The organism is Flavobacterium sp. SM15 (genome assembly GCF_022012335.1).
In the GTDB taxonomy this organism is placed as follows: domain Bacteria; phylum Bacteroidota; class Bacteroidia; order Flavobacteriales; family Flavobacteriaceae; genus Flavobacterium.
Window position 1 is genome coordinate 1 of record NZ_JAKLTO010000002.1, and the last position, 20,470, is coordinate 20,470.

The 20,470-nt window shown below is 36.6% G+C and carries 23 protein-coding genes and 3 tRNA genes; 14 read left to right on the forward strand and 12 right to left on the reverse strand.

Annotated elements, in window-relative coordinates:
• Both LZZ90_RS02855 and LZZ90_RS02860 read left to right on the forward strand, forming a co-directional pair.
• On the forward strand, window positions 1-823 hold an 823-nt coding region (locus tag LZZ90_RS02855), incomplete at its 5' end, for a T9SS type A sorting domain-containing protein (RefSeq protein ID WP_237789189.1).
• A gap of 187 nt (window positions 824-1,010) precedes the next feature.
• A complete protein-coding gene (locus LZZ90_RS02860; protein WP_237789190.1) occupies window positions 1,011-1,430 on the forward strand; it encodes a hypothetical protein in 420 nt (139 codons plus the stop codon).
• Between the two features lie 73 nt (window positions 1,431-1,503).
• Here the strand turns inward: LZZ90_RS02860 and dnaB are convergent, their stop codons facing one another.
• The 5 genes from dnaB to tgt form a co-directional block, all read right to left on the reverse strand.
• A complete protein-coding gene (gene dnaB, locus LZZ90_RS02865) occupies window positions 1,504-3,048 on the reverse strand; it encodes a replicative DNA helicase (protein ID WP_237789191.1) in 1,545 nt (514 codons plus the stop codon).
• Window positions 3,049-3,191: 143 nt separating this feature from the next.
• Window positions 3,192-4,145: an acetyl-CoA carboxylase carboxyltransferase subunit alpha gene (locus tag LZZ90_RS02870; RefSeq protein ID WP_237789192.1), complete on the reverse strand. Its 954-nt coding sequence runs from the start codon at window positions 4,143-4,145 to the stop codon at window positions 3,192-3,194.
• A 72-nt stretch (window positions 4,146-4,217) separates the two neighbouring features.
• Window positions 4,218-5,105 carry a DMT family transporter gene (locus LZZ90_RS02875; protein ID WP_237789193.1) on the reverse strand — a complete coding sequence of 296 codons (888 nt, stop codon included), beginning with the start codon at window positions 5,103-5,105 and terminating at the stop codon, window positions 4,218-4,220.
• The gene (locus tag LZZ90_RS02880; RefSeq protein ID WP_237789194.1) at window positions 5,092-6,168 is read right to left on the reverse strand and encodes an LptF/LptG family permease; all 1,077 of its coding nucleotides are present in this window, start codon (window positions 6,166-6,168) and stop codon (window positions 5,092-5,094) included. The genes LZZ90_RS02875 and LZZ90_RS02880 overlap by 14 nt, the downstream gene beginning before the upstream one ends.
• Before the next feature lie 15 nt (window positions 6,169-6,183).
• Complete coding sequence (tgt, locus tag LZZ90_RS02885; RefSeq protein WP_237789195.1) at window positions 6,184-7,314, reverse strand: tRNA guanosine(34) transglycosylase Tgt; 1,131 nt, start codon at window positions 7,312-7,314, stop codon at window positions 6,184-6,186.
• 186 nt (window positions 7,315-7,500) lie between these two features.
• Between tgt and LZZ90_RS02890 the strand changes: the two genes are divergently transcribed.
• Both LZZ90_RS02890 and LZZ90_RS02895 read left to right on the forward strand, forming a co-directional pair.
• Window positions 7,501-8,352: a transketolase gene (locus LZZ90_RS02890; protein WP_237789196.1), complete on the forward strand. Its 852-nt coding sequence runs from the start codon at window positions 7,501-7,503 to the stop codon at window positions 8,350-8,352.
• An 80-nt stretch (window positions 8,353-8,432) separates the two neighbouring features.
• The gene (locus LZZ90_RS02895) at window positions 8,433-9,386 is read left to right on the forward strand and encodes a transketolase family protein (RefSeq protein ID WP_237789197.1); all 954 of its coding nucleotides are present in this window, start codon (window positions 8,433-8,435) and stop codon (window positions 9,384-9,386) included.
• Between the two features lie 59 nt (window positions 9,387-9,445).
• Here the strand turns inward: LZZ90_RS02895 and LZZ90_RS02900 are convergent, their stop codons facing one another.
• Window positions 9,446-10,504: an FKBP-type peptidyl-prolyl cis-trans isomerase gene (locus LZZ90_RS02900; protein ID WP_237789198.1), complete on the reverse strand. Its 1,059-nt coding sequence runs from the start codon at window positions 10,502-10,504 to the stop codon at window positions 9,446-9,448.
• Between the two features lie 79 nt (window positions 10,505-10,583).
• Here LZZ90_RS02900 and LZZ90_RS02905 point away from each other — a divergent pair, with 79 nt between their 5' ends.
• The 3 genes from LZZ90_RS02905 (at window position 10,584) to LZZ90_RS02915 (ending at window position 12,142) form a co-directional block, all read left to right on the forward strand.
• Window positions 10,584-10,982 (forward strand): RNA-binding S4 domain-containing protein, encoded by a 399-nt coding sequence (locus tag LZZ90_RS02905; protein ID WP_237789199.1) that lies wholly within the window; start codon window positions 10,584-10,586, stop codon window positions 10,980-10,982.
• The gene (locus LZZ90_RS02910; protein WP_237789200.1) at window positions 10,963-11,550 is read left to right on the forward strand and encodes a methyltransferase domain-containing protein; all 588 of its coding nucleotides are present in this window, start codon (window positions 10,963-10,965) and stop codon (window positions 11,548-11,550) included. Before LZZ90_RS02905 ends, LZZ90_RS02910 begins: the two co-directional genes overlap by 20 nt.
• A 97-nt stretch (window positions 11,551-11,647) precedes the next feature.
• A complete protein-coding gene (locus LZZ90_RS02915) occupies window positions 11,648-12,142 on the forward strand; it encodes a phosphoribosyltransferase family protein (protein ID WP_237789201.1) in 495 nt (164 codons plus the stop codon).
• Here LZZ90_RS02915 and LZZ90_RS02920 read toward each other — a convergent pair.
• The gene (locus tag LZZ90_RS02920; protein ID WP_237789202.1) at window positions 12,134-12,652 is read right to left on the reverse strand and encodes a shikimate kinase; all 519 of its coding nucleotides are present in this window, start codon (window positions 12,650-12,652) and stop codon (window positions 12,134-12,136) included. The genes LZZ90_RS02915 and LZZ90_RS02920 overlap by 9 nt on opposite strands.
• Window positions 12,653-12,780: 128 nt before the next feature.
• Between LZZ90_RS02920 and LZZ90_RS02925 the strand changes: the two genes are divergently transcribed.
• The 3 genes from LZZ90_RS02925 (at window position 12,781) to LZZ90_RS02935 (ending at window position 13,191) form a co-directional block, all read left to right on the forward strand.
• Window positions 12,781-12,853 (forward strand) — tRNA-Lys (locus LZZ90_RS02925).
• A 33-nt stretch (window positions 12,854-12,886) separates the two neighbouring features.
• Window positions 12,887-12,959: transfer RNA gene (locus LZZ90_RS02930), tRNA-Lys, on the forward strand.
• Window positions 12,960-13,109: 150 nt separating this feature from the next.
• A tRNA-Leu gene (locus LZZ90_RS02935) sits at window positions 13,110-13,191 on the forward strand.
• A 190-nt stretch (window positions 13,192-13,381) separates the two neighbouring features.
• Here the strand turns inward: LZZ90_RS02935 and LZZ90_RS02940 are convergent.
• Window positions 13,382-14,527, reverse strand: a complete 1,146-nt coding sequence (locus tag LZZ90_RS02940; protein WP_237789203.1) for a lycopene cyclase family protein — start codon at window positions 14,525-14,527, stop codon at window positions 13,382-13,384.
• A 79-nt stretch (window positions 14,528-14,606) separates the two neighbouring features.
• Between LZZ90_RS02940 and LZZ90_RS02945 the strand changes: the two genes are divergently transcribed.
• The 4 genes from LZZ90_RS02945 to LZZ90_RS02960 are packed head-to-tail and all read left to right on the forward strand — an operon-like array spanning window position 14,607 to window position 18,339.
• Window positions 14,607-15,506, forward strand: coding sequence for a MerR family transcriptional regulator (locus LZZ90_RS02945; RefSeq protein ID WP_237789204.1), 900 nt, complete (start codon window positions 14,607-14,609; stop codon window positions 15,504-15,506).
• Window positions 15,507-15,558: 52 nt separating this feature from the next.
• On the forward strand, window positions 15,559-17,040 hold the full coding sequence (locus LZZ90_RS02950; protein ID WP_237789205.1) for an NAD(P)/FAD-dependent oxidoreductase: 1,482 nt from the start codon (window positions 15,559-15,561) through the stop codon (window positions 17,038-17,040).
• Window positions 17,037-17,876 (forward strand): phytoene/squalene synthase family protein, encoded by an 840-nt coding sequence (locus LZZ90_RS02955; protein ID WP_237789206.1) that lies wholly within the window; start codon window positions 17,037-17,039, stop codon window positions 17,874-17,876. Before LZZ90_RS02950 ends, LZZ90_RS02955 begins: the two co-directional genes overlap by 4 nt.
• Window positions 17,877-17,889: 13 nt before the next feature.
• The gene (locus LZZ90_RS02960; RefSeq protein ID WP_237789207.1) at window positions 17,890-18,339 is read left to right on the forward strand and encodes a sterol desaturase family protein; all 450 of its coding nucleotides are present in this window, start codon (window positions 17,890-17,892) and stop codon (window positions 18,337-18,339) included.
• A 28-nt stretch (window positions 18,340-18,367) separates the two neighbouring features.
• Here LZZ90_RS02960 and LZZ90_RS02965 read toward each other — a convergent pair whose 3' ends face one another.
• Genes LZZ90_RS02965 through LZZ90_RS02980 form a run of 4 tightly spaced genes read right to left on the reverse strand, consistent with a single transcriptional unit; the run spans window position 18,368 to window position 20,376 of the window.
• Window positions 18,368-18,901 (reverse strand): DUF4252 domain-containing protein, encoded by a 534-nt coding sequence (locus LZZ90_RS02965; protein ID WP_237789208.1) that lies wholly within the window; start codon window positions 18,899-18,901, stop codon window positions 18,368-18,370.
• A 3-nt stretch (window positions 18,902-18,904) separates the two neighbouring features.
• Window positions 18,905-19,432 (reverse strand): DUF4252 domain-containing protein, encoded by a 528-nt coding sequence (locus tag LZZ90_RS02970; protein WP_237789209.1) that lies wholly within the window; start codon window positions 19,430-19,432, stop codon window positions 18,905-18,907.
• 7 nt (window positions 19,433-19,439) lie between these two features.
• Window positions 19,440-19,880, reverse strand: coding sequence for a hypothetical protein (locus LZZ90_RS02975; RefSeq protein ID WP_237789210.1), 441 nt, complete (start codon window positions 19,878-19,880; stop codon window positions 19,440-19,442).
• Window positions 19,867-20,376 carry an RNA polymerase sigma factor gene (locus tag LZZ90_RS02980; RefSeq protein WP_237789211.1) on the reverse strand — a complete coding sequence of 170 codons (510 nt, stop codon included), beginning with the start codon at window positions 20,374-20,376 and terminating at the stop codon, window positions 19,867-19,869. The genes LZZ90_RS02975 and LZZ90_RS02980 overlap by 14 nt, the downstream gene beginning before the upstream one ends.
• Window positions 20,377-20,470 lie beyond the last annotated feature (94 nt).

Genomic DNA, 20,470 nt, shown 5'->3' on the forward strand with positions numbered 1-20,470 from the left:
TACGTATTCTTGGTCACCTTCAGGAGGAACGGCTGCAACCGCTTCTGGATTAGCGGCAGGAACTTACACTTGTACCATCACAGATGCGAATTCATGTCAAACAACGCAATCTTTTACAATCACTGAACCTTCAGCTTTTAATATTACAAATTCACATATAAATGTATCTTGTAATGGAGCTGCCAACGGATCAGCAACAGTTAGTGTAACTGGAGGAACAGGAGCTTATACGTATTCTTGGTCTCCTTCAGGTGGAACTGCTCCAACTGCTTCAGGACTAGCTGCCGGGACATACACTTGTACTATTACGGATGCTAACTCTTGTCAAACAACAAGTACTTTTACTATTACTCAACCAGCTATCCTTGACAACTCAATAACTTTAAGTAGTACAATGCTAACCGCAAACCAAGTTGGTGCTACTTATCAGTGGATTGACTGTACTAATGGAAATGCAGTACTTCCAGGTGAAACAAACCAAAATTTCACACCAACAGTTAGTGGCGATTATGCAGTAATTATTACAATGGGAAGCTGTTCAGTTACTTCATTTTGTACAACTGTTTTAGGAGCTGTTGATTTTGAATCTAATACCAATTTTGTGGTTTATCCTAATCCTAGCAACGGAATCATAACTATTAAATCAAGTTTTGATGGCCAATTTCAAATTATGAATCAATTAGGACAAATTGTTCGAACAGTTGATGTAATTTCAGGAATTGAAAAAACTATTGAACTTGAAAACGTTGCAAAAGGAATTTATCACTTGTCTGGAAATACAAAAGAAGGTGTAAAAGTAAATAAGAAGATCATTCTTAATTAAAAGAAGATCAACATAAATTATAAAAACGAGTACGCTTATAAACGTGCTCGTTTTTTTTCTGCAATCTCATTACTGACAGCAAAAACAGGTATTTTCACTCATAACCGTCCTTAAACTTATTAATAGATTTGATCTAGAAACTATTAAATCAATAATCATAAACAATCAACCAATTAAAAGTAAAATCATGTCAGAACAAAAACTGCAAAACGAAGTTGTGGCTGGAGAAGTTCCTTCACAAGCAACATTTTCATTAGTATTAAGCCATTTGTATAAAGGCGACAAACCAGTTATTGCAAACGCAAATTGTGTCTTTTCTTATTCTTGGAATTTCGACACCAACATGGGATTAGCACAATTAGTATCAATCGATAATTGTGATGTAAATATCACATTGCATCCGCTAGGAATCCAGGGTTATTTAGATTTTATGTCTGATATGGCTCCTACTTCTGTAGTTATCAATGGTCAAAGAGTTGTTCTAAACCGTATCATCCTGAACATTCAATTGGCAACCAACAAACGAAGTGGCGGTATCATGTTCAATGAAAATGGAGATATTATCCAGACAACTGATAATTTTGTCAACGCAAAAGCATCGTTTTAATCACTTACTTTGCCACTAAAAAAGAAAGCTGTCTCAAAAGGACAGCTTTTCATTTTATTGTTAAAAAATTCCATTAAAAAGGAACATCACTATCATCATCAAAAGAATTCATGTTGCTTCCAAACGCTTCATTTGGACTTGGCAAATTAGGTGTAATAAACGGATTGTCATCCATATTCATACGGGAAGGCATTGCGTCGAAAGGAGAACCAAAATCGTCAAGATTGTCAAATTTACCCAAACTTCCGATAAATTTTAAACGAATGTTATCCAATCCTCCGTTACGGTGTTTTGCCACGATAAACTCTGCCTGACCTTGAGTTGGTGTGCGCTCTTCATCATCCCATTCATCAATTTTATAATATTCAGGACGATAAATGAACGATACAATGTCCGCATCCTGCTCAATAGCTCCTGATTCCCTCAAGTCGGAAAGTAGTGGTCTTTTACTGGCTCCACGCGTTTCAACGGCACGCGACAACTGCGAAAGTGCAATTACCGGAACATTCAACTCTTTTGCCAAAGCCTTTAAGTTTCGGGAAATGGTCGAGATTTCCTGCTCACGGTTTCCTCCTCCTTTTCCGTTTCCTCCAGCGGTCATTAACTGAAGGTAATCAATTACGATCATCTTAATTCCATATTGAGAAGCCAAACGACGGGCTTTAGCACGCAAATCGAAAATAGAAAGCGAAGGCGTATCATCAATATATAAAGGGGCTTTCTCCAAATCTTTTACTTTGATGGAAAGCTGTTCCCATTCGTGTTTTTCTAATTTTCCGGTTCTTAGTTTTTCCGAAGAAAGTCCTGTTTCTGAAGAAATCAAACGGGTAATTAACTGTACGGAGGACATCTCCAAGGAAAACAATGCAACCGGTGCTCCCGCATCAATCGCCATATTTCGAGCCATCGATAATACGAACGCGGTCTTACCCATACCCGGACGTGCCGCGATAATGATCAAATCCGAAGGTTGCCATCCGGAAGTCAGTTTGTCCAAATCGTGAAAACCGGTTGGAATTCCGCTCAATCCTTCTTTATTAGCAATTTCTTCAATTCTTTTTTTCGCCTGAATAACCAAACTTTGCGCCGTTTCCGAACTTCTTTTGATGTTTCCTTGCGTTACCTCGTACAAACGGGATTCGGCTTTGTCGAGCAAATCAAAAACATCGGTGGTTTCATCATACGATTCTTCAATAATTTCTGAAGAAATACGAATCAAACTGCGCTGAATAAATTTCTGAAGGATAATGCGCGAGTGAAATTCGATGTGTGCCGAAGATGAAATTTTCTGGGTAAGCTGAATCAGGTAAAAATCACCACCGGAAAGCTCCAATTTTGCATTCTTTTTTAACTGAGCCGAAACGGTTAATAAGTCGATGGGCTGCGTATCGTTAAACAATTGAACGATTGCCTCAAAAATGTATTTGTGAGCGTCTTTGTAAAACGCCTCAGGGCTTAAAATATCGATTACCTCATCTACCCCTTTTTTGTCAATCATCATTGCGCCAAGCACAGCTTCTTCAAGGTCTAGGGCTTGAGGCGGCAGCTTGCCTTTTTCCAGGTTGATAATGGTAGTTTTATCAACTTTAACGGGGTTTATATTTCTGAGGTTTTCCATGGTGCTAAATTAGCCAATTTTTGCAAAAATTAAATTTGAGTTGTTAATAAACCAATGTTCATAACTCATCATTTATTGTTAATAAGTCAAAAAAAATCCGAAGCGGTAAGGCCTCGGACTCTATATCTTGTGAGCAATTGATTTTACTCTTTATACTCGCCCATGTTGCAGTATTTATCCATTCTCTGAGCCACTAGATCAGTTGTTGATAAATCTTTCAACTCGTTAAAAGCATTCATAACATATTGCTTAACATTCTCGAAAGCAGTAACCTTATCACGGTGTGCCCCTCCAAGTGGTTCCGGGATAATACCGTCGATTAGCTTGTTTTCTTTCATGTCTTTAGCTGTTAATTTTAAAGCTTCTGCGGCTTTCTCTTTATATTCCCAGCTTCTCCATAAAATAGACGAACAAGATTCCGGTGAAATAACCGAATACCAAGTGTTTTCCATCATATAAACGCGGTCACCAACACCAATTCCTAAGGCTCCACCAGATGCTCCTTCACCAATGATTACAGTAACAATCGGCACTTTCAAACGCAGCATCTCAAAAATATTTCTGGCAATGGCTTCTCCTTGTCCTCTTTCTTCTGCTTCTAAACCTGGATAAGCTCCCGGTGTATCTACCAATGTTAAGACAGGAATGTTGAATTTTTCGGCCATCTTCATTAAACGAAGCGCTTTGCGGTAGCCTTCAGGATTTGCCATACCAAAATTACGCAACTGGCGCATTTTAGTATTGATCCCTTTTTGCTGACCGATAATCATAAACGACTGGCCGTTGATTTTACCTAGTCCGCCTACCATTGCTTTATCGTCTTTCACACCTCTATCTCCGAACAATTCCAGAAAAGTATCGTTGGTAAGGTTCGAAATGTGCTCTAAAGTATAAGGACGGTTTGGGTGACGCGACATTTGAACACGCTGCCAAGCCGTAAGATTCTTATATATATTCTTTTTGGTTTCTTCTAATTTCTTTTCGATTTGTTTGCAGGTACTGGTAACGTCTACATCCGACTCCTGCCCAATGATTTGGCATTTATCCAATTGCTCTTCAAGCTCTTTAATTGGAAGTTCAAAATCTAAATATTCCATTTTGTTTTAATCTTTGGTTTTAGTTTGAAATGCAAAGATAAAATTTTCATTTCACATTGCGGAAACTATTTCTTAATTAGTTTTTCTCTTTTTGTAGTTTTTCATGATCCCATTCAATACTACGGTGGCTAATATTATTGAAGCTCCAATGTAAAATTCAGAACTCATTTTTTCGCTTTCCTTAAAGACCAAAACCCCTAAAATGATCCCGTAAATCGGTTCAAGATTGATGGTTAGCATGACCGTATAAGGCGTTAGAAATTTCATCACTTTTACAGAAGCCAAAAAAGCATACGCTGTACAGACTGACCCTAATACCAGCAGCCAAAGCAAATCATTCATGGAAATTTTGAAAAAATCTGTAGTAAAACTTCCGTTGAAAAGAAGGTAAATGGAAAAGAACCCTACACCTCCCAATAACTCATAAAAGGTAATGACAGCTGCGTCGTTGGATTTAGCAAACTTCCCGTTAATTACTGAAAAAGATGCCGATAAAAATGCCGAGGTAAGCGCTAGCAAAATCCCTTCCACGTAATTCCCCTCTACTTTAAAAATTATCCCAAGGCCAAAAACCACCAAAAGTCCGAACAGAACTTCATATAAAACAATCTTTTTTCCGTAGAAAACAGGTTCGAGAATCGCTGCAAATAAAGCCCCTGTAGATAAACAAGCCAGCGTAACTGAAATATTGGAAACTTTAATCGCCTGAAAAAAAGTAAACCAGTGCAAAGCAATCACCAATCCTGAAATAAGAAAAGCAACCAGCATTCGTTTGGTAAGCACTAGTGAAATTTTTCTTAATTTAATGTAAAAGAAGATTATTGAAACCGCTATCAACATTCGATACCATACTAAAGATAAAGCATCTAATGTAATAAGCTTCCCTAAAACTGCAGTAAACCCCCAAACGAAAACAATCAAATGGAGATGAAAGTAGCTTTTTAGTTTATCGTTTGGCATTTCGAAGTAGATAAATAGCTAAAATTCCAAAAAGAACGTTTGGCAACCAAACTGCAATTAGTGGCGAAATACTGGAAGCTTCGGCCAAAGTTCCAAAAACTTTATCAAAGAAAATAAAGGTAAAAGCCAAAGAAATTCCCAAAGCCAGATTGACTCCCATTCCGCCTCTACGCTTCATCGACGAAACCGCCACCGCAATAATGGTTAAAATAAAAGCCGAAACCGGCAAACTATACTTCTTATACTTAACCACCAAATAGCGATCAATATCTGAAGAACCTCGTGCCTTTTCTTTTTCAATAAACTTGTTTAACTCTCCTAAAGTCATGGTTTCAGCAATGTAAACCACCGGTGTTAAATCGTCAAGATCGAAATCAAACTCTAAATCTTTCTGTCCTTGAGCTTCTAAATTATCATTTAAATCACCGACGTATCTTTTTTTATAATCAAATAAAGTATAGGTACTGTCTGCTTCGTTCCATTTAATCCTGCTTGCTGTGATTTTATATTCCAATTTACTGTCTTTAAATTTTTCAAGGGAGAAGTTAAATCCCATTTTAGACATATAATTGAAGTTACTCACATAAATGAATTCGTCTTTACTAATTTGACGATAAACATCCTGATTTTCACGAACTTTCGGATTGTTTTTCAAATAAGTGTACCGAAAATCATTATACCCTTTACTGGCTTTCGGAACCAAAACAAAGGCCATTAGCGCTGCAAATAAAGACACTACGGTTGCACCAATAAGATAAGGTCTTAAAAAACGCGTAAAAGAAATCCCGGAACTCAAAATAGCAATAATCTCAGTGTTATTTGCCAATTTTGATGTAAACCAAATTACCGATAAAAACAGGAAAATCGGGAAAAGCATATTGGCAAAATAAATCGTAAAATTAAGATAATAGGTCAGAACTTCTCCGAACGGCACCTTATTTTCAATCATCTTATTTACTTTTTCAGAAACATCAATCACTATTCCGATGGGAATAAAAAGCAATAACATTACCGAAAAAGTTGTCAGATAACGCTTTAAAATGTATTTATCGATTATTTTCATCCGGGTCACAGAAAATTAAAGTCGCTGACTCATGTTTTTAACCATCATCTCTTTCCACTGACGGAAATCTCCAGCTAAGATATGCTTTCTTGCCTCACGAACCAACCACATGTAAAAACCTAAGTTGTGGATTGTTGCAATTTGCTTACCAAGGTATTCATCGGCAGCAAACAAATGGCGTAAATAAGCTTTGGTGTATTCTGTATCTACGAAAGTGTGTCCCATTTCATCAATTGGAGAAAAATCATCGGCCCATTTTTTATTTTTGATGTTGATGGTACCGTTGGCCGTAAACAACATTCCGTTACGGGCGTTACGTGTAGGCATTACACAATCGAACATATCAATTCCTAAAGCGATGTTTTCCAAGATATTAATTGGCGTTCCTACTCCCATCAAATATCGGGGTTTGTCTTCCGGAAGAATTGCAGTAACCACTTCGGTCATCGCGTACATTTCTTCAGCAGGTTCTCCAACGGAAAGTCCTCCGATGGCGTTCCCTTGGGCTCCAACACCAGCAATATATTCAGCTGATTGCGCCCTTAAATCTTTATAAGTACTTCCCTGAACAATCGGGAAAAACGTTTGTTCATAACCATATTTAAAAGGAAGTTTTTCCAAATGATTGATGCATCGGTCTAACCAACGGTGGGTCATGTGCATGGAACGTCTTGCATAATGATAATCACACGGATAAGGCGTACACTCATCAAAAGCCATAATGATATCAGCACCAATAGTACGCTGGATCTCCATTACGTTTTCCGGTGAAAAGAAATGGTACGAACCGTCAATGTGCGATTTGAACTTCACTCCTTCTTCTTTGATTTTTCTGTTCGAAGAAAGGGAATATACCTGATATCCTCCTGAATCGGTCAAAATATTACGATCCCAATTCATGAATTTGTGCAATCCACCCGCTTTTTCCAAAATTTGGGTTTGCGGACGCAGGTATAAGTGATAAGTATTTCCTAAGATGATATCCGGGTTGATATCGTCTTTTAATTCACGTTGGTGCACTCCTTTTACAGAGGCTACAGTTCCCACAGGCATAAAAATCGGAGTTTCAATAACTCCGTGATCAGTGGTTACAAATCCGGCTCTCGCCTTTGTTTGTGGGTCTTTTTGTACTAAATCGAACTTCATATATACATTTTACAATCGGCAAAGATAAAACAATTACAAATTACCAATTGTCAATTGCGAGTTAAAAACAATGTTAATCCTTTAAATTAATTTTCAAATCCTCAATAATGGAATTACCCCATCAACAAATAGTCAAAATCCCAATTATCTGATTATCTTTGCAACTGTTTAACTTTTACTTTCAAAATGAAACCTAACATTCAACAATTAAGCAATTTAACGATTCAGGTAAGAAGAGATATTCTTCGTATGGTTCACGCGGTAAATTCAGGTCACCCTGGAGGATCTTTAGGCTGTACAGAGTTTCTTGTAGTGCTTTACAAACACTTAATGGAGCGCAAACCGGAATTTGACATGAACGGTATTGAAGAAGACATCTTCTTCTTGTCCAACGGACACATTTCACCGGTTTTCTACAGCGTTTTAGCACGTAGCGGATATTTCCCAGTGAAAGAATTAGCTACTTTCAGAAAATTAAATTCCAGATTACAGGGCCACCCAACTACACATGAAGGACTACCTGGAATTCGAATGGCATCAGGTTCATTAGGACAAGGTCTTTCGGTTGCCATTGGAGCGGCTCAGGCTAAAAAATTAAATAACGATAACCACTTGGTGTACATCTTAACCGGTGACGGTGAATTGCAGGAAGGTCAAAACTGGGAAGCAATCATGTATGCTTCGGCTAAAAAAGTAGATAACCTGATTGCTACTGTAGATTTAAACGGAAAACAAATCGACGGTTCTACAGACGAGGTACTAAACATGGGCGATTTAAAAGCGAAATTTGTAGCTTTTGACTGGGATGTAGTTGAAATTAAAGAAGGTAACAACATTGAGGCCATCATCAACGGAATGAACCATGCCAAATCTTTATCAGGAAAAGGTAAACCGGTTTGTGTATTGTTACATACTGAAATGGGACACGGAGTTGATTTTATGATGCATACACACGCTTGGCACGGTAAAGCTCCGAATGACGAGCAATTGGCAAGCGCATTGGCTCAAAACTATTCTGAAGACGAAGTAGATTACTAGGATAAAAATTGATGCTTTAAAGTTCTGACAACAGAACATACAAACCTTTCAGTTTTTAACTCTTTCAATTAAAAAACAAAATGAAAAAATATACAAATACAGGAAGTAAAGACACCCGTTCCGGTTTCGGAGCTGGTATGACCGAACTAGGTCAGAAGAACGAAAATGTGGTTGCTTTGTGTGCCGATTTGATTGGTTCTTTAAAATTTGACGATTTCAAAAAAAATCACCCGGAGCGTTTTTTCCAGATCGGAATTGCTGAGGCAAACATGATAGGAATTGCTGCCGGTTTAACTATTGGAGGAAAAATTCCTTTCACGGGAACTTTCGCCAACTTCTCTACAGGACGTGTTTACGATCAGATTCGTCAGTCTGTGGCTTATTCTGATAAAAACGTAAAAATCTGTGCTTCTCACGCCGGTTTAACTTTAGGAGAAGACGGAGCAACGCACCAGATTTTAGAAGATATCGGTTTAATGAAAATGTTACCGGGAATGACAGTAATCAATACTTGTGATTACAACCAAACTAAAGCTGCAACCATTGCACTTGCAGATCATCATGGGCCGGCTTATTTACGTTTCGGACGTCCGGTTGTTCCTAATTTCACTCCTGCAGATGAGCCATTCGTAATTGGAAAAGCAATCCTATTAAACGAAGGAACCGATGTAACAATCATTGCAACAGGTCACTTGGTTTGGGAAGCTTTAATTGCTGCTGAAACTTTGGAAGCAAAAGGAATTTCTGCTGAAGTTATCAACATCCACACCATCAAACCTTTGGATGAAGAAGCAATCTTAAAATCTGTTGCTAAAACAGGTTGTGTAGTAACTGCAGAAGAGCACAATATTTTAGGAGGCTTAGGAGAAAGCGTTTCAAGAGTTCTTTCCTTAAACAATCCAAAACCACAGGAATTTGTTGCCGTTAACGACAGTTTTGGAGAATCCGGAACACCTGAGCAATTAATGGACAAGTACAAGTTAAACAATCAGGCGATTGTGGAAGCTGTAGAAAAAGTAATGAAGAGAAAATAATCTCATTATTAATAATAAAAAAATCCCGCTCAATGAGCGGGATTTTTTTTATTTATATCTTATTGAATAATATCTAAATTAATCGTAGTAAAACAATTTTTATCTAAATGCCTTCTTTTTCTGGTTGGAGTTGCATAATCCCCCGAACAATCAGGAATCCCCTGAGTGTCATCCACATAAATAGTTGCAGGATCATTCGCCGCAGCACCGTTAAAAGGATACACATACCTGTTTACAGATTGAACTACACCATTATTATTCTTTATAGTTACCGTATGAGTAATTTCATCTTTGGTTAAATACCCGTCATTATCATCATCAATATCTCTGTAATCCGGAATACCATCACCATCGGTATCTTGTAATGTCCCATCAGCATTATAATTAAATTCAAAGTGCGACTCTACACCATCTAAATCCGTATCTAAATGTGTAACATTATTAAGGTTAAAAATGAAAACCAAAGGAGAGTATGCGGTAATATCACCAACAGCTCTCTCATAATACCCCAAACCTGACGGTAAAAACACCACACCAGCCCCATAAGCCTTATGAGTTAACACCCCTTCAGAATTTAGAGTATTCTTACCACTTCTAAATTTAGGAAAAATATACTGCCACCCTAAAATAGTCTCATAAAGATTGATGTTTACTGAATTTGGTCTTTGATCGAAAACAGTATCATCAAGCAACATCCCTTTGTAGGTTGTTAAAATTTTATCCACGGCACATGGAGTTTTTCCTCCGTTGTTATAAACCGCTGGATCCTCCGGATAACCCTGAAATAAATTCAAATAGTAAACCTTATATTCTAAGCCATGCAATTTAACGGTCATAAACGTTAAAAGCGGGTGGTCTTTAATAGGTGTTTGAGGAGTACCTGTATCAATTTTACCAATAACAACATTAGTAATATCTTTGGTTCCGTCCCCATTATCTACTTCATTATAGGTTACATAATGGTTTTGCAAGTAGTCTTCAATTTTTGCTAAATCTTCCGGATAAACCTCTGCATAAGGTCTTGGGGGAGTATATGATGTCCCACCATCGTCTTTCTTACAAGCTGTAAAAAAAACTGCAAAAAGGAAAAAACAAGCTATTTTATAAGCGATCTTCATTATTAGTAATTTTAATGGCGCAAGATACAATTTTACTTTATTTTTGTACTATTATTAACAATGATTTTAACGAATTCCGATGAGGATTGACAAATATTTGTGGTGTGTGCGCTATTACAAAACCCGCAGTATTGCCACTGAAGCCTGTAAAAAAGGACACATTACCATCAACGGTCAGGAGGCTAAACCTTCAAGAGATGTGTTCCCATCCGATAAGATTACCTTACGAAAAGACCAGATTAATTACGTTCTGATCGTTTTAGACATCCCGCAAAATCGCGTTGGTGCTAAACTCGTAGATATTTACCGAAAAGACGAAACACCGGCAGAAGCTTTTGAACATCTGGAACTGCTTCGTCTCTCTAAAGAACATTACCGAGCTAAAGGAACCGGGCGCCCGACCAAAAAAGACCGTAGGGACATTGACGATTATTCTCTTGATTTTGATTCCGAAGACCATGAAAACGAAACTGAATAGCCACTATTGGGAAAACCGTTACCAAAATAAGGAAACCGGCTGGGATGTTGGTCAAATCACCACACCTTTAAAAGAATACATAGACCAGATTCAGGACAAATCCTTAAAAATACTGATTCCGGGAGCAGGCAACGCGTATGAATTAGATTATTTGCTTTCTAAAGGATTTACCAATGTTTTTGTTGTCGATTTTGCCGAAACTCCGCTGCAAAACATCAAAAAACGTTTTCCTGATTTTCCCAGCGAACAACTTTTACAAACCAATTTTTTTGAATTGGATAACACATTCGATTTGATCATGGAACAAACCTTCTTTTGCGCCTTATCGCCTGAATTACGCAAAGATTATGCAAAGAAAATGAGCGAATTGTTAAATAAAAAAGGAAAACTCTTCGGATTGCTTTTCGATTTTCCACTTACTGCAGAAGGTCCTCCATTTGGCGGAAGCAAAACAGAATACGAAAACTTGTTTTCAGAAAAATTCGACATTAAAGTATTAGAACCCGCATACAATTCAATAAAACCACGAGCCGAAAAAGAGCTATTCTTTATCCTTCAGCTCAAATAATATTTACAATTGTAAAAAAGTCTCTTTCTTAAAAATTCGTTACTTTTGGGTTGAATTTAAAACACTTTAGAGTCGATTCAAAAACAAACAACACAACATGAAAAACATCATCTTAACCAAAGAAGAAATCCAGCATAAAACCAAACGCATTGCCTTTCAGATTTATGAAACTTTCGCCGATGAAAACGAAGTAGTTTTAGCCGGAATTGCCAACAGCGGATTCACGTTTGCCAATAAAATAAAAAAGGAACTGGAGCAGATTTCCGATTTGAAAGTTACCTTATGTGAGGTAGAGATTAACAAAAATAATCCTCAGGATGAAATTCGCACTTCCATCCCAAAAGAAGAATATCAGAATAAAGGATTGGTACTTATAGACGATGTTTTAAACTCAGGCACTACATTAATCTATGGTGTAAAGCATTTTTTAGATGTTCCTTTGAAAAAATTCAAAACTGCGGTACTCGTAGACCGTAATCATAAAAAATACCCTGTAAAAGCTGATTTTAAAGGTTTATCCTTATCTACTTCACTTCAGGAGCACATACAAGTTGTTTTTGAAGGAGAAGACCAATATGCTTATTTAAGTTAAGCTGGTAATAATTTCCTCAGTTATGACTTGCGGTGATTTATCATCTACATCAATAACTACTTTAGCCTGATGATAGAAATAGCTTCTTTCAAAAAGATGTTTCGCAATAAAATCTTCTAATTCCGCATCGCTCTTATTGGCCAACAAGGGGCGATGTTTTTTTTCTGAGGCAACTCTTTCTACAATTTTCTTTATTGAAGCCTTTAAATAGAAGGAAAATACGTTTCCAGGCAAAAGGACTTCATGATTGTTCGCATAACATGGAGTTCCTCCCCCAAGACTTAGCACAAAAGTTTCATGCTTCTCTAAAAAAGTTTTCAGCGTTTGATGTTCTAATTTTCGAAATTTGATCTCTCCTTCATCTGTAAAAAGTTGAGAAATTGTTTTTTGGGTGTTTTTTTCGATGATTGCATCCAGATCAAAAAAAGGAATTTCAGTTTTTTCAGCCAATAATTTACCAATTGTAGTCTTCCCGGACCCCATATACCCAACCAAGATAATTTTTTTCATCACAATAAAACCTTATAAATTAAGCGCTTACCAAATTCCTTTAAAAAAAAGTCAAATTTATAATAAATTTCCCTTGGAAAATAAATAATACGCCTTATATTTGCACCCGCAATCAGGAAATGATTACAGACTCGGTAGCTCAGCTGGTAGAGCACATCACTTTTAATGATGGGGTCCTGGGTTCGAATCCCAGCCGGGTCACAAAAATGACCTTTTTCATTTCCTGAATGCAACGACTCGGTAGCTCAGCTGGTAGAGCACATCACTTTTAATGATGGGGTCCTGGGTTCGAATCCCAGCCGGGTCACGAATAAATTAAAACATAAGCAAAAGCGTAAAGTTTACTTTTAAGATTTTGAGTTGTTTTGATTTTCAAGGCGGAGCCTTGAGGGATCAACGAAGTTAATCCTTAAAAAACATAAAAGTCAAACAGTATTGTTTGACTTTTTTTATTTACGGCCACGTGGAGAAATTGGTAGACTCGCCATCTTGAGGGGGTGGTGCTGCAAGGCGTATGGGTTCGAATCCCATCGTGGTCACAAATAAATTGAAACATAAACAAAAGCGTAAAGTTTACTTTTACGCTTTTGAGTTGTTTTAATTTTCAAAGCGGAACTTTGTAGGATCAATAAAATTATCTGTTTTAAAAATACAGCTCTTAAAATGTCTAATTAGGCAAATTATTTAGCTTTTACTAACGCAATTGCAACACCCAATTAGAGACAATAGTCATTTTTTAAGTATATAGTTCACTAAAGCTTTCAGAAAAGGACGCTTCGGGCAATTCCAAATTACTGACAACTCCTCAAAAAACGTTGTTTTTTCATCTAAAAATTTAAAAATCAACTCTGGCTTTACCTTAGAGAACATTCCTGAAAACAACTCATATCCTAATTCATTCCTTTCAAATAAAACCGAAACAAACAAACTATCATAAAAAGTAAAACGATTTGGTTTATAAAACGTTCTGAAATCAATGATGTTTTTTTTCAAGACCTCCACTACTTTTTTGGAATACTTCACAGAATTTTTAAAAGTATAGCCCGTACTCGCTTTTGTCCATCCTCCGGCGGAGCCAATATTTAAAATTCGTTTTGAATTAAGCGTCCATAACGGAAAAACAGACATTGGTATGATGCCGCTTTCTTGTCTGGTGATTTGATAATCAAAAATCCCTTTTTGCTCCAAATAGCTTTTGATTTCAGCAACATACGCTTGATCGTTTAAAACATCAGCAGAAAAAAGAGTATACTCCACCAAAGCTTCTGTTTGCGAAACAGGCAAAACATACATAAAACGTGTATTCCCTTTCTGCAGCACCGAAAAATCCATAAAAACAACACTATTGCTATCAAAAAACGGTTGTGTTGTTTTTACAAACCAGCCCTTAAAATGCTGTAAAAGCAAAGGATACCTGGTATTATTTTTCAAACGATTGGTATCAAAAACACTATTGAACAAAACATCGGCTGAATAACAATTTTGATTGGTCTGCACCTCGACCCCATCAATAGTTTCAGCAAATGATTTTACACATTCTTTTTTCCATTCAATCGTCGAAGATGCTTTCAGCTCATTTATAATTCGACCGTAGAATGTTTTGGATTCAATCATCTTATACTTGAACTCTTCAGAAAAACATTCAATCTGAAGCTTATTGTTTTTAAAACCACCTTTGGTCCACGTTTTACTAACAGCCCAATCCCATTCTCCAGTCCCGTATTCCCAAAAACACCAAGTCCTGTCATTGTCATTTTTATCAGAAGGCTCAAGCACTAAAATATTTTTTCCGGTGGTTAAATCAGCCTTAACCATCTCATTCAAAATCATGAGAGCCGCCATACCTGCTCCCGAAAAAATATAATCGTATTTCATATCCTTGTTACTGAATCTAAACAAAAATAACGAAAGCGGGAATAATTTCTTAAATTTGTTTAAGAAAAAAATAAAATCAATGAACATTATTAAAAATGTGTTTAGCATTAAGGATCTGGAAAACCTTTCCGGAATCAAGGCACATACCATTCGAATCTGGGAAAAACGATACGGTTTACTGGAACCAATGCGAACAGAAACCAACATTCGTCATTATGACATTGAAAATCTTCAAAAACTGCTAAACGTTACCTTATTATACAACAACAATTATAAAATTTCAAAAATTGCCCAATTCAGTCCAGAGAAAATTGCAGAACTTGTAAAACAGACCGCAACAAGAGAAAATCACTTAAGTCATGTGCTCTCCAATTTTAAATTGGCCATGATGAATTTTGACGAAATATTATTCCACAAGACGTATAAAGACCTGGAGAAAAACAACGATTTTTCAGCGATTTTTTTTGAAGCACTGATTCCATTGCTTCATGAAATAGGTATTTTATGGCAAACCGATACCATAACACCTGCCCACGAACATTTTATCAGTTATCTAATCAAACAAAAACTTCTTGTAAATATTGAAAAAATTCAGTCCTTACCACAAAAAAATGAAGGAACCTACGTCCTTTTCCTTCCTCCTAACGAGATTCATGAATTGGGCTTGCTGTACCTCAACTATGAAATCCTGAGAAACGGTTACAAAACCATTTTTCTAGGACCGAGCATTCCTATTGAATGCCTAACAGATATTAAAAAACGTTTTAACAACATCACTTTTGTAACTTACATAACTGTCGAACCTAGTCCTGACGCCATTAACGACTATTTAAAAGAGTTTGAAATCAGCTTACTGACGCAGGATCAATCGAAACTTTGGGTGTTTCTAAAATCTTCAGAATACATTGAAGAACATAGGCTTTCAAAGAGCATAAAAACATTCTCTAAGATCACAGATATTCGATCAGAATTAATTTAACGGAAGATTTTATAATTTTGTTTAACTTTTTATTATTTTTGTTAAACAAAATATGAAAACAACGATACAAATAATTGGTTCCGGTTTCTCTTCTTTGTCAGCAGCATGCTATCTGGCAAAGCAAGGACATCGTGTTACTCTTCACGAAAAAAATGCTACCATTGGTGGACGTGCACGACAATTAAAGAAAAATGGTTTCACCTTCGACATAGGACCAACTTGGTATTGGATGCCTGATGTTTTTGAGCGCTTCTTTGCCGATTTCAACAAAAAACCATCTGATTATTATGAACTAATCAAATTAAACCCAGCCTACAAAGTATATTTTGATGTTCAGGACTTCGTCATTATTGCGGACAACCTCGAAGAAATCGCTGATACTTTTGAAACCATCGAAAAAGGAAGCAGTAAAAAACTAAAACACTTTATAAAAGAAGCCCAAAGCAATTATACTATCGCTATTAAAGATTTGGTTTATCGTCCAGGAGTATCGCCTTTAGAATTGGTTACCACTGAAACCGCCCTAAAAGTTGGTCAATTTTTCAGCAACATCTCTAAAGACATCCGTAAACAATTCAAACACAAAAAACTGATTCAGATACTGGAATTTCCGGTCTTGTTTCTGGGAGCCAAACCATCAGACACTCCATCGTTTTATAACTTTATGAATTATGCAGATTTTGGATTGGGAACCTGGCATCCAAAAAACGGGATGTACAGTGTGATTCTAGCGATTGAAAACCTTGCAAAGGAATTAGGTGTTACTATTAAAACCAATTCAGAAGTTCAAAAGATACTTGTAGAAGATGCAAAAGCAATAGGCCTGGTTGTCAATGGAGAAAAGATCTACAGTGATGTTGTAGTTAGCGGTGCCGATTATCATCATTCCGAAAGTCTTTTGGCAGAAAAATACAGAGGCTATTCGGAAAACTATTGGGATAAAAAAATCTTTGCACCTTCTTCCTTACTGTTTTATGTAGGGTTTGACAAAAAAATACAAAATGTTGAACATCATACGCTCTTTTTCGATGTAGACTTCGATGCGCATGCCGCTGCAATTTATGATACACCAAAATGGCCGGAAGACGCGTTGTTTTATGCAAGTTTTCCGTCGAAAACCGACAAGAATGTTGCCCCAAGTAATTGTGAAGCAGGCATCTTTCTAATTCCTTTAGCACCTGGTTTAGAAGACACCAAAGAATTACGTAATGTTTATTTCAACAAAATAATAACCCGTCTAGAAAAAATAACAGATCAAAGTATAAGAGAATCAATCCTATTCCAAGAATCGTTTTGTGTAAATGATTTCATTAAAGAATACAATTCATACAAAGGTAATGCCTACGGAATGGCTAACACATTGATGCAAACCGCTTTTTTACGACCAAAACTGAAAAGCAAAAAAGTGGAAAACCTTTATTTCACAGGGCAATTGACAGTTCCCGGACCTGGAGTTCCACCTTCATTAATTTCCGGAAAGCTGGTTTGCGATCTCATTCAAAAATATTATAGACCTGAAAATCAACTAGTATGAAAGCACTTTTTGATCAAATTTCGTTTGAATGCAGTAGAAATGTAACCAAAGCCTACAGCACATCGTTTGCGAGTGCCGTTCGAATGTTGGCACCCAGTATTCGTCAGGATATCTATAATATTTACGGCTTTGTGCGCTTTGCCGATGAAATCGTCGATACGTTTCACGATTACGACAAGGAAGCTTTATTTGGCTATTTTGAAGACGATTTGGAAAAAGCACTCGAGAATAAAATTAGTCTGAATCCGGTTTTGAATTCCTTTCAGGCAACAGTCCGAAAATATGATATCCCGAAATCACTCATAAATGCCTTCATGAAAAGCATGAAACAGGATTTATACAAAAAACAATACAGCACTTTCGAAGAATATTCAGAATACATATACGGTTCTGCCGATGTGGTAGGACTGATGTGTCTGAAAGTATTTGTAAAAGGGAATGATGTAAAATACGAGGAACTGAAACATTCTGCAATGCGCTTGGGCTCCGCATTTCAGAAAGTAAACTTCCTTAGGGATTTAAAAGCCGATCATGAAGAACTCAACCGTTCCTATTTCCCTAACACGGATTTAAGTTGTCTGAACGAAGAATCCAAACAACAGATTATTGCTGAAATTGAAGCCGATTTTGACGCAGGTCTAAAAGGAATCGTTAAATTACCGATAGAAGCCAAATTCGGGGTTTACACGGCGTATGTTTACTATAAAAAACTGCTTACAAAACTAAAAAAAACGCCTTCTTTAGAAATCAAAAATACGAGAATACGAGTTCCAGATTATCAAAAAGTAGGCTTACTGGCCAATTGCTATCTAAAGTACCGGTTAAATTTACTCTAAAAAAACAACTGTTATGTGGCTACATATTCTGGTTTTTCTACTCACATTCTGCACTATGGAATTTATAGCATGGTTTAGCCATAAGTACATCATGCACGGTTTTTTGTGGTGTTTACATGAAGATCATCATCATAAATCACACGATTCCTGGTTTGAACACAACGATGCTTTTTTTGTAATTTATGCCATCATTAGTGTTACTTTTTTTCTGCTTTGGAAAAGTAATATTTTAGAAATTGGTCTAGCTATTGGCTTAGGCATTTTGGCTTATGGCATAACCTATTTCATAGTGCACGATATTTTCATCCATCAACGTTTTAAACTTTTAAGAAATGTTAACAATCGCTATGCTAAAGCTGTTCGAAGAGCTCATAAAATGCATCACAAACATTTAAGCAAAGAAGACGGGGAATGCTTTGGCATGTTGATTGTCCCCTGGAAATATTTCAAAAATACCAAATAAAAAGTCCCGAAATCGGGACTTTTTTTTATTATTTAAACAACTCCTGCAAAGGCTTAAGTTGTTCTACATCCACGTTTGATTTCTGTATCAATTGAAGCATTTTAAGTACCGCTGTAGGATTCATATCTTCACCGGTAATACGAACAACCGCCAGACCGTTTTCTTTTTTGCTTCCGTAGAGAACAAACTCATCAATGTGCTCGTCTTGACCTACACATTTAAATTCAGCTCCGTCTTTACCAAAATTCACTTTAATTAACGACTCGTATTTCTTATCGTTTAAAATTGTTTTAATTTTCTCTTTCTCGGCCTGAATTTCATTCTGATTTGTTCCATCGGCTTTTAAAGTTAAGATATTCACTTTCTCGAAAGCATCCAGAACCTGTTTCTCGTCACTGGAAAGTTTTGTTTTTTCCAAGTTGAGAATTGTTGGCGACACATCTAAAACCGTAAACCCTTTACTTTCGCTTTTCTCTACAAAATATTTCTGCAAGGTTGGCTTCTGCTCACATCCAGTTAAGAATAGAGCAGCAAACGCCGTTATAAACAGTATTTTTTTCATAGTTTATTTTTTTGAAGCTTTCTTCAGCGAATCTCCGCCTGGCAACCTCATTTTCTCGGTCAGGGCAGAAATTTCATCCAAATCAAAATTACCTGTTAAAGATAATAAAACGGTTTCATTTCCTTTTACGTTTACTCCTTCAATAAACATCAAAAGTTCTTTTACCTGACTGCTGGTCGCTCCCGATTTTACATAAATGTTTACTTTTTTCCCGCTGTCGTTCACACGCATCAATTCATCCAATGGGTTCGATTTCAAATAACTCCCCACCGTCAATTTCATATCGGTAGCTGTTTTGGAACTATTGGTAGTAAACACTTTTAAATTGTCCAGTTTTTTAAGCAAAGACATATAAGCCTGCGCTTCTTTATCGGAAGCATCTACTTTTACTTTACTCATCAATTCGAACATTTTCTTGTTTACAATAACCGAAGTCACATTATCCTGTCCATCGTATTTATCGAAACTGGATTGTGCAAAAATTGCGGTTGTAAATAACGCTACCACTACTGTTAAAAATAACTTCTTCATTTTTTGATTATTTAAAGATTGTTTTTGTTGTTTTATTGTACTCCTCTATATACTCAATACTTTCCACTCCTTTATTCACATTGAGCGAGACCAACTGCAAGGCTTTCTGTGTTTCCTGAAAAGCCAATTCCGGACTATCAAAAGTCCCTAAATCTTTAGGAGTCTGCTGCTCTTTGTTCATAATAAAGTAAGTTCCGGCCAAAATTGCAACACTTGCTGCTACGGAAATCCACGCTACATAAGTTCGTTTTCTAGGTTGTAGTGGAATCGTTTTAGTAAATTGTTCTTCTTTAGCCTGGGTGAAGTAACCAAATACAACTCTGTATTGTTCCAAATGGGGCGCCACATCGGGAGAAGAAAAATAATCTTTCAACTGTTTTTCCTCGGCTATACTGGTTTCTCCAGAAAAATATTTTTCTAATAGTATTTCTATGTTATGCAATTCCATAATTGTGCTTTTTAATCAATTGCTCTCTTATTTCTTTTCTGGCTCGGGATAAGGCTACCCTTACCGCTGTTTCGTTCATATCGAGTATTTCGGCTATTTCTGAAAATTCATACTCTTCTACATCGCGCATCTGGACAATTAACCGTTGTTGTTCCGGAAGCTTTTCAATTATCTTTTCCACCCAACTCCAACTGTCTTTGTCTTCAATTTGCTTCTGAACGGTTGCTGCCCGATCCGAATAATTATTATGAACGATTTGCAAATTTGATACCCTTTTCGATTTCAACTGATCCAGACAATAATTTTTGGTCATTGTCATGGCTAAAGCTTCCACACTTGAATAATTCGAAAGTGTTTGATTTTTGTTCCACAACTTAACCAAAACCTCCTGTGTAGCATCTTCTGCTTCTTCGGTACTTACCAACAGTCGCTTTGCCATCCGGAACAGCTTATCTTTAAAAGGAGCAATCAGTTTTACAAACTCCTGCTGATTCATACTTTACTTTTGTTTGGTGTTGGTTATACAATCTAGACGAACTACTAGTTACTTTGTTACAAGGTATGATAAAAAAAATCTAAAAATAAAAATC